The organism is Marinobacter shengliensis, from assembly GCF_003007715.1.
In the GTDB taxonomy this organism is placed as follows: domain Bacteria; phylum Pseudomonadota; class Gammaproteobacteria; order Pseudomonadales; family Oleiphilaceae; genus Marinobacter; species Marinobacter shengliensis.
The window spans coordinates 96,722-102,723 of record NZ_PXNO01000025.1; the positions used below are offsets into that span (position 1 = coordinate 96,722).

A 6,002-nucleotide genomic window follows, 5' to 3' on the forward strand; every position below is an offset into this window, starting at 1 on the left:
TCAATCCGGGCGTGGTGGAAACCGGTCTGCAAAGTGTCCCTGACGGGGCATTTCTCGGACCGGTTTTTTTATGCTCAATGATGAGGCTTGCTGCGCAAAAAGTGAGCAAATAAAATCTCTAAAAGTTCTGAAATTTGTCAGTCAAGGCCTTGACTAGAGAACTTTATGCACATTCCTGGTGCTTTGCTGGCTGAACTGTGAACAAAGTCCAAGAATTGCGTTCATTTTTTGCTCTAGCATCGTAAGATATTGAAAAATATAAACAAAAACAAATGGGCGATTTTGTCGCCAATTTGAGGGGAGGTCAGTAACTGTGGGGGTTGGAGGCCGATTCCCAAAAACTTTCCCCAGAGTTATCCACAGATTCTGTGGGTAAGTTTGTAATGCCTTGTTCCGGATAAAAGTTGACCAATTTGAGGGTGACTATGTACAAGCTTTGCTACTTCGTACCGGAGAGCCATCTTGAGCAAACCAAGCAGGCATTATTTGATGCTGGCGCGGGAAAAATCGGGGATTACGACAGCTGCGCATGGCAGTGTGAAGGCGAGGGGCAGTTCCGACCCCTGGCGGGGAGCGATCCGTTTCTGGGAAGCCAGGGAGAGCTTGAGCGTGTTAGGGAATTCAAGGTGGAACTGGTGTGTAGCGACGAGCTTATCAAGCCTGCAGTCTATGCACTCAAGCAGGCCCATCCTTACGAGGAGCCCGCCTATGAGGTGTATCGCCTGGAAACGTTCTGATCAGGCTTTTTTCGCCATTGGGTGGCGAATATCGGTGACATGGACGTTGTAGGATTCAGACTTCATATCCGCAAGGAACAGCTCAAGGGTCTTGCGCACCGTGGGGAAAGATATCTCATCCCAGGGAATATCGCCGGGTTCGAACAGCTTTGATTCCAGCGATTCTTCTCCGGCGCCGAATAGGCCGTCTTTAAGTGTGGCACGGTAGAACATGTGGACCTGGTTGATGTGCGGAACATCAATGATGGAGTAAAGCCCCTGAATGTCCACATCCGCCAGTGCTTCCTCGCGGGTTTCCCGGGCTGCTGCTTCTATCGTCGTTTCTGCATTTTCCATAAAGCCTGCCGGCAGAGTCCAATAGCCATACCGGGGTTCGATGGCTCGGCGACATAGCAGGATTCTGCCTTCCCATACGGGAACCGTACCGGCGACAATCCGCGGGTTCTGGTAATGTATGGTCTCGCAGCTGATGCAAACATAACGGTGCCGATTGTCGCCTTCGGGAATGCGTTGCTCAACCGGTTGGCCGCAAGTGCTGCAATACTTCATCGTTTTCCCCGTATACTGAGTGTCCGTTGGTAGTCAGTTTAACGATCCGGACTGCCTGTGTCTCACTCAATATCAGGAAGTTGCCGGAGTAAAGAGTGCAAGACCTGTTAACCGAGCGATTGTCGAATTACGCGCCCAGACAACTGGCACTGGACTACCCTGAAGCCGGTATCCTGGTGCCCATTACGGATAACGAGCGTGATCCGGAGATGATTTTTACCCTGAGGTCATCCAACCTCAAAACACATCGGGGTCAGGTGGCCTATCCCGGCGGCAAGCGGGATCCTGACGACGCCTCCCTGATTGCAACCGCACTGCGTGAAACCCACGAAGAAATCGGTCTGCCCCCGGATCAGGTAAAGGTCATTGCGCCGTTAAGTCAGGTTATGTCGTTGCACCGTATTCTTGTCACTCCATACGTGGGCGTTGTGCCAGGCGATCATCCCCTGGAGCCGAACCCCCACGAGATCGAAAGTGTCTTCCGTGTTCCGATCTCCTGGCTCCTGGAAGATCGAAGGGAGCGTACCGACACGCTCAGTTTTCTGAACAGCACTCTTTACGTGCCCTGCTATCGTTGGCAGCAGTATCAGATATGGGGGTTGTCGGCGGTGGTGCTGGTCGATTTTCTGAATGCTGTGTACGATGCCGGAATCGATATTCTCGAGCCACCCCGTTGAATTAGCCGGAGAGATTGATGTTCTACAGAATTGATCAATACCAGCCAGAAAAAGAAGGCGATGGCCAGTTCGTCGCCCACAACGCCACGGTGATCGGGCGCGTAAAGCTGATGGAAAAATCGAGTATCTGGTTCAATGTTGTCATTCGTGGTGATAACGAACTGATTACGATCGGCCCCGAATCGAACATACAGGATGGCTCAGTACTGCATACCGACCCGGGCATTCCGCTAACCCTTGGGCGTGGGGTGACTGTTGGCCACAAAGCCATGCTGCACGGATGCCAGATTGGCGACTACACCCTGGTTGGGATCAATGCGGTGATTCTGAACGGCGCGAAGATTGGCAAACACTGTCTGATCGGAGCAAATACTCTGATCCCGGAGGGTATGGAAGTGCCGGATGGCTCGATGGTAGTGGGTTCTCCAGGGAAAATTCGCCGCGAACTCAACGATAACCAGAAAAAAATGCTCGAGTTCAGCGCAATGCACTATGTAAAAAATGCAGAGCGCTACCTGGCGACACTGACAAAGGTGGATATCTGAAGATGAAGGTGGCCGACAAGGTTCGATCGCCATGCGTCAATGTTTGCGCGCTGGATGAAAATGACATGTGTATCGGTTGCCAGCGCACAGGGGATGAAATCCTCCGCTGGACCACCATGAGTAATGACGAGCGACGGGAGGTTCTGCTGAAAGTGGCGGAACGGGAAAAGCAGGTCGCACTCTGACAGTAACAGGACATCAAACTATATGACTGGTTCAAACAGAACGGTGCGTATCGGCACGCCTCTGAAGTCATCGGCTACCCGTGTGCTTTTTTGCGGTGCCGGGGAGCTCGGTAAAGAGGTGGTTATAGAGCTGCAACGTTTCGGCATAGAAGTGATTGCAGTCGACCGATACGAGAATGCGCCCGCCATGCAGGTTGCGCATCGGAGCCACGTTATCGATATGCTGGATGGTGCAGCGTTGCGCGCCACCGTTGAAGCGGAGAAGCCGGACCTGATCGTTCCGGAGATTGAGGCGATTGCCACCGCCGAGCTGGTCCGGTTGGAGGAAGAAGGCTACAACGTGTTGCCCACAGCCCGGGCGGTTAATCTGACCATGAATCGCGAAGGTATCCGCCGGCTTGCGGCTGAGGAGCTTGGGCTAAGCACATCCAAGTACCGGTTTGCCGGTACCAGGGAAGAGTATCTGGCTGCCATTGATGAGGTCGGGGTGCCATTGGTGGTGAAGCCAGTTATGAGCTCGTCCGGTAAAGGGCAGAGTACGGTGAAGAGTACAGCGGAGGTAGAGGCTGCTTGGGAGTACGCCCAAACCGGTGGTCGGGCTGGCAAGGGTAGGGTGATCGTCGAAGGCTTTGTGGACTTCGACTATGAGATCACCTTGCTGACGGTCAGGCATCGCGATGGTATTTCATTCTGTGATCCAATTGGTCACAGGCAGGAAGACGGCGATTACCGTGAGTCATGGCAGCCACACCCCATGTCCGATGCGGCGTTTACCCGAGCAACAGAGATTGCACGGGCAGTGGTAGAGAATCTGGGTGGCTACGGTATCTACGGTGTTGAGCTGTTCATTAAGGGTGACCAGGTATGGTTCTCGGAGGTTTCTCCCAGACCCCACGATACTGGCCTGGTCACCTTGATGTCCCAGGACCTTTCGGAGTTCGCGTTACATGCCCGCGCCATTTTGGGTATGCCCATCCCTGCCATTCGCCAGCAGGGCCCAACCGCGTCGGCGGTCATCCTGCCGGAGGGAGATTCCGGTAACGTGGTGTTCTCGGGGCTGGAACATGCCCTGGCAGAGCCTGATACCCAGGTTCGCCTGTTCGGTAAGCCGGAGTTGAAAGGGCGTCGACGTATGGGCGTTGCCCTCGCTAAAGGCAGTACCATAGAAGAAGCGCGCCAGCGTGCAATCAAGGTAGCGCAGCAGGTTAAAGTGGAGCTAGACTGAGAGACTGGATAAGGGCTTTGTGAGGGCTGGAAAGGAACCTTCCGAAAAAAGTTCAAATCCACCGTTGACTCCTCGGCTGAGGTCTGTAGAATGCGCATCTCGCTTGAGGGGCTGGCCACTGAAAAGAGGCAAAACCTCAGCGATAACTGCTTGAAAGCACTGAAGAAAAAGTTCGAAAGATTCTTCAGAAAGCGGTTGACAGGAAGGCGGTTCAGTGTAGAATGCGCACCTCGAAACAGGCAGTAAGCCGGACAGTTTTTCGGCGGTTTTCGGAAGCGGAAACAGCGAAAAATAAACGGTTGACAGGGCAGCGGAACGATGTAGAATACGCGGCCTTGATTGAGCAACAGCTCAAACGCTCTTTAAAAAGTTAACCAAGTAATTCGTGTGGGCGCTGGCCGAGGTATTTCGGATACGAAATATCAGGACAGTGACTCGTCGAAATTGAGTTTTGTCTTGAGCAAGAATTAAGAACTTTCGAGTTCTTGTATGATTTAAACTGAAGAGTTTGATCATGGCTCAGATTGAACGCTGGCGGCAGGCTTAACACATGCAAGTCGAGCGGTAACAGGGGGTGCTTGCACCCCGCTGACGAGCGGCGGACGGGTGAGTAATGCTTAGGAATCTGCCCAGTAGTGGGGGATAGCCCGGGGAAACCCGGATTAATACCGCATACGTCCTACGGGAGAAAGCAGGGGATCTTCGGACCTTGCGCTACTGGATGAGCCTAAGTCGGATTAGCTAGTTGGTGGGGTAAAGGCCTACCAAGGCGACGATCCGTAGCTGGTCTGAGAGGATGATCAGCCACATCGGGACTGAGACACGGCCCGAACTCCTACGGGAGGCAGCAGTGGGGAATATTGGACAATGGGGGCAACCCTGATCCAGCCATGCCGCGTGTGTGAAGAAGGCTTTCGGGTTGTAAAGCACTTTCAGCGAGGAGGAAGGCTCTGAAGTTAATACCTTCAGGGATTGACGTTACTCGCAGAAGAAGCACCGGCTAACTCCGTGCCAGCAGCCGCGGTAATACGGAGGGTGCAAGCGTTAATCGGAATTACTGGGCGTAAAGCGCGCGTAGGTGGTTAGGTAAGCGAGATGTGAAAGCCCCGGGCTTAACCTGGGAACGGCATTTCGAACTGTCTGACTAGAGTGTGGTAGAGGGTAGTGGAATTTCCTGTGTAGCGGTGAAATGCGTAGATATAGGAAGGAACACCAGTGGCGAAGGCGGCTACCTGGACCAACACTGACACTGAGGTGCGAAAGCGTGGGGAGCAAACAGGATTAGATACCCTGGTAGTCCACGCCGTAAACGATGTCAACTAGCCGTTGGGACTCTTGAAGTCTTAGTGGCGCAGCTAACGCACTAAGTTGACCGCCTGGGGAGTACGGCCGCAAGGTTAAAACTCAAATGAATTGACGGGGGCCCGCACAAGCGGTGGAGCATGTGGTTTAATTCGACGCAACGCGAAGAACCTTACCTGGCCTTGACATCCAGAGAACTTTCCAGAGATGGATTGGTGCCTTCGGGAACTCTGAGACAGGTGCTGCATGGCCGTCGTCAGCTCGTGTCGTGAGATGTTGGGTTAAGTCCCGTAACGAGCGCAACCCCTATCCCTGGTTGCTAGCAGGTAATGCTGAGAACTCCAGGGAGACTGCCGGTGACAAACCGGAGGAAGGTGGGGATGACGTCAGGTCATCATGGCCCTTACGGCCAGGGCTACACACGTGCTACAATGGCGCGTACAGAGGGCTGCCAACTCGCGAGAGTGCGCCAATCCCTTAAAACGCGTCGTAGTCCGGATCGGAGTCTGCAACTCGACTCCGTGAAGTCGGAATCGCTAGTAATCGCGAATCAGAATGTCGCGGTGAATACGTTCCCGGGCCTTGTACACACCGCCCGTCACACCATGGGAGTGGATTGCACCAGAAGTAGTTAGTCTAACCTTCGGGAGGACGATTACCACGGTGTGGTTCATGACTGGGGTGAAGTCGTAACAAGGTAGCCGTAGGGGAACCTGCGGCTGGATCACCTCCTTAAACGAAGCCGAATGCTTCGGTCAGAGTCCACACGAATTACTTGGTTG

Annotated in this window: 6 protein-coding genes and 1 rRNA gene; 6 read left to right on the forward strand and 1 reads right to left on the reverse strand. The window is 53.6% G+C overall.

Annotation, left to right across the window (positions count from 1 at the left end; translation table 11 throughout):
• The first annotated feature begins 425 nt into the window (after positions 1 to 425).
• A complete protein-coding gene (locus C7H10_RS13220; RefSeq protein WP_061333142.1) occupies positions 426 to 737 on the forward strand; it encodes a YqfO family protein in 312 nt (103 codons plus the stop codon).
• On the opposite strand, the gene C7H10_RS13225 is transcribed toward C7H10_RS13220, so the two are convergent.
• Complete coding sequence (locus C7H10_RS13225) at positions 738 to 1,286, reverse strand: NUDIX hydrolase (protein WP_061333143.1); 549 nt, start codon at positions 1,284 to 1,286, stop codon at positions 738 to 740.
• Positions 1,287 to 1,381: 95 nt separating this feature from the next.
• On the opposite strand from C7H10_RS13225, the gene C7H10_RS13230 reads away from it, so the two are divergent.
• From C7H10_RS13230 to C7H10_RS13255, 5 genes are all read left to right on the forward strand, one after another.
• The gene (locus C7H10_RS13230; protein WP_061333144.1) at positions 1,382 to 1,963 is read left to right on the forward strand and encodes an NUDIX hydrolase; all 582 of its coding nucleotides are present in this window, start codon (positions 1,382 to 1,384) and stop codon (positions 1,961 to 1,963) included.
• 17 nt (positions 1,964 to 1,980) lie between these two features.
• On the forward strand, positions 1,981 to 2,508 hold the full coding sequence (locus C7H10_RS13235; protein WP_061333145.1) for a gamma carbonic anhydrase family protein: 528 nt from the start codon (positions 1,981 to 1,983) through the stop codon (positions 2,506 to 2,508).
• A gap of 2 nt (positions 2,509 to 2,510) precedes the next feature.
• On the forward strand, positions 2,511 to 2,693 hold the full coding sequence (locus tag C7H10_RS13240) for a DUF1289 domain-containing protein (RefSeq protein ID WP_072676999.1): 183 nt from the start codon (positions 2,511 to 2,513) through the stop codon (positions 2,691 to 2,693).
• A gap of 22 nt (positions 2,694 to 2,715) precedes the next feature.
• Positions 2,716 to 3,918, forward strand: coding sequence for a formate-dependent phosphoribosylglycinamide formyltransferase (gene purT / locus C7H10_RS13245; protein WP_106695268.1), 1,203 nt, complete (start codon positions 2,716 to 2,718; stop codon positions 3,916 to 3,918).
• Between the two features lie 496 nt (positions 3,919 to 4,414).
• A 16S ribosomal RNA gene (locus C7H10_RS13255) occupies positions 4,415 to 5,955 on the forward strand.
• The last annotated feature ends 47 nt before the right edge of the window (positions 5,956 to 6,002 follow it).

Coding starts and splice junctions, on each gene's coding strand:
- C7H10_RS13240 (WP_072676999.1), top strand. CDS start 2,511: ATGAAGGTGGCCGACAAGGTTCGATCGCCATGCGTCAATGTTTGCGCG.
- C7H10_RS13235 (WP_061333145.1), top strand. CDS start 1,981: ATGTTCTACAGAATTGATCAATACCAGCCAGAAAAAGAAGGCGATGGC.
- purT (WP_106695268.1), top strand. CDS start 2,716: ATGACTGGTTCAAACAGAACGGTGCGTATCGGCACGCCTCTGAAGTCA.
- C7H10_RS13225 (WP_061333143.1), bottom strand. CDS start 1,286: ATGAAGTATTGCAGCACTTGCGGCCAACCGGTTGAGCAACGCATTCCC.
- C7H10_RS13220 (WP_061333142.1), top strand. CDS start 426: ATGTACAAGCTTTGCTACTTCGTACCGGAGAGCCATCTTGAGCAAACC.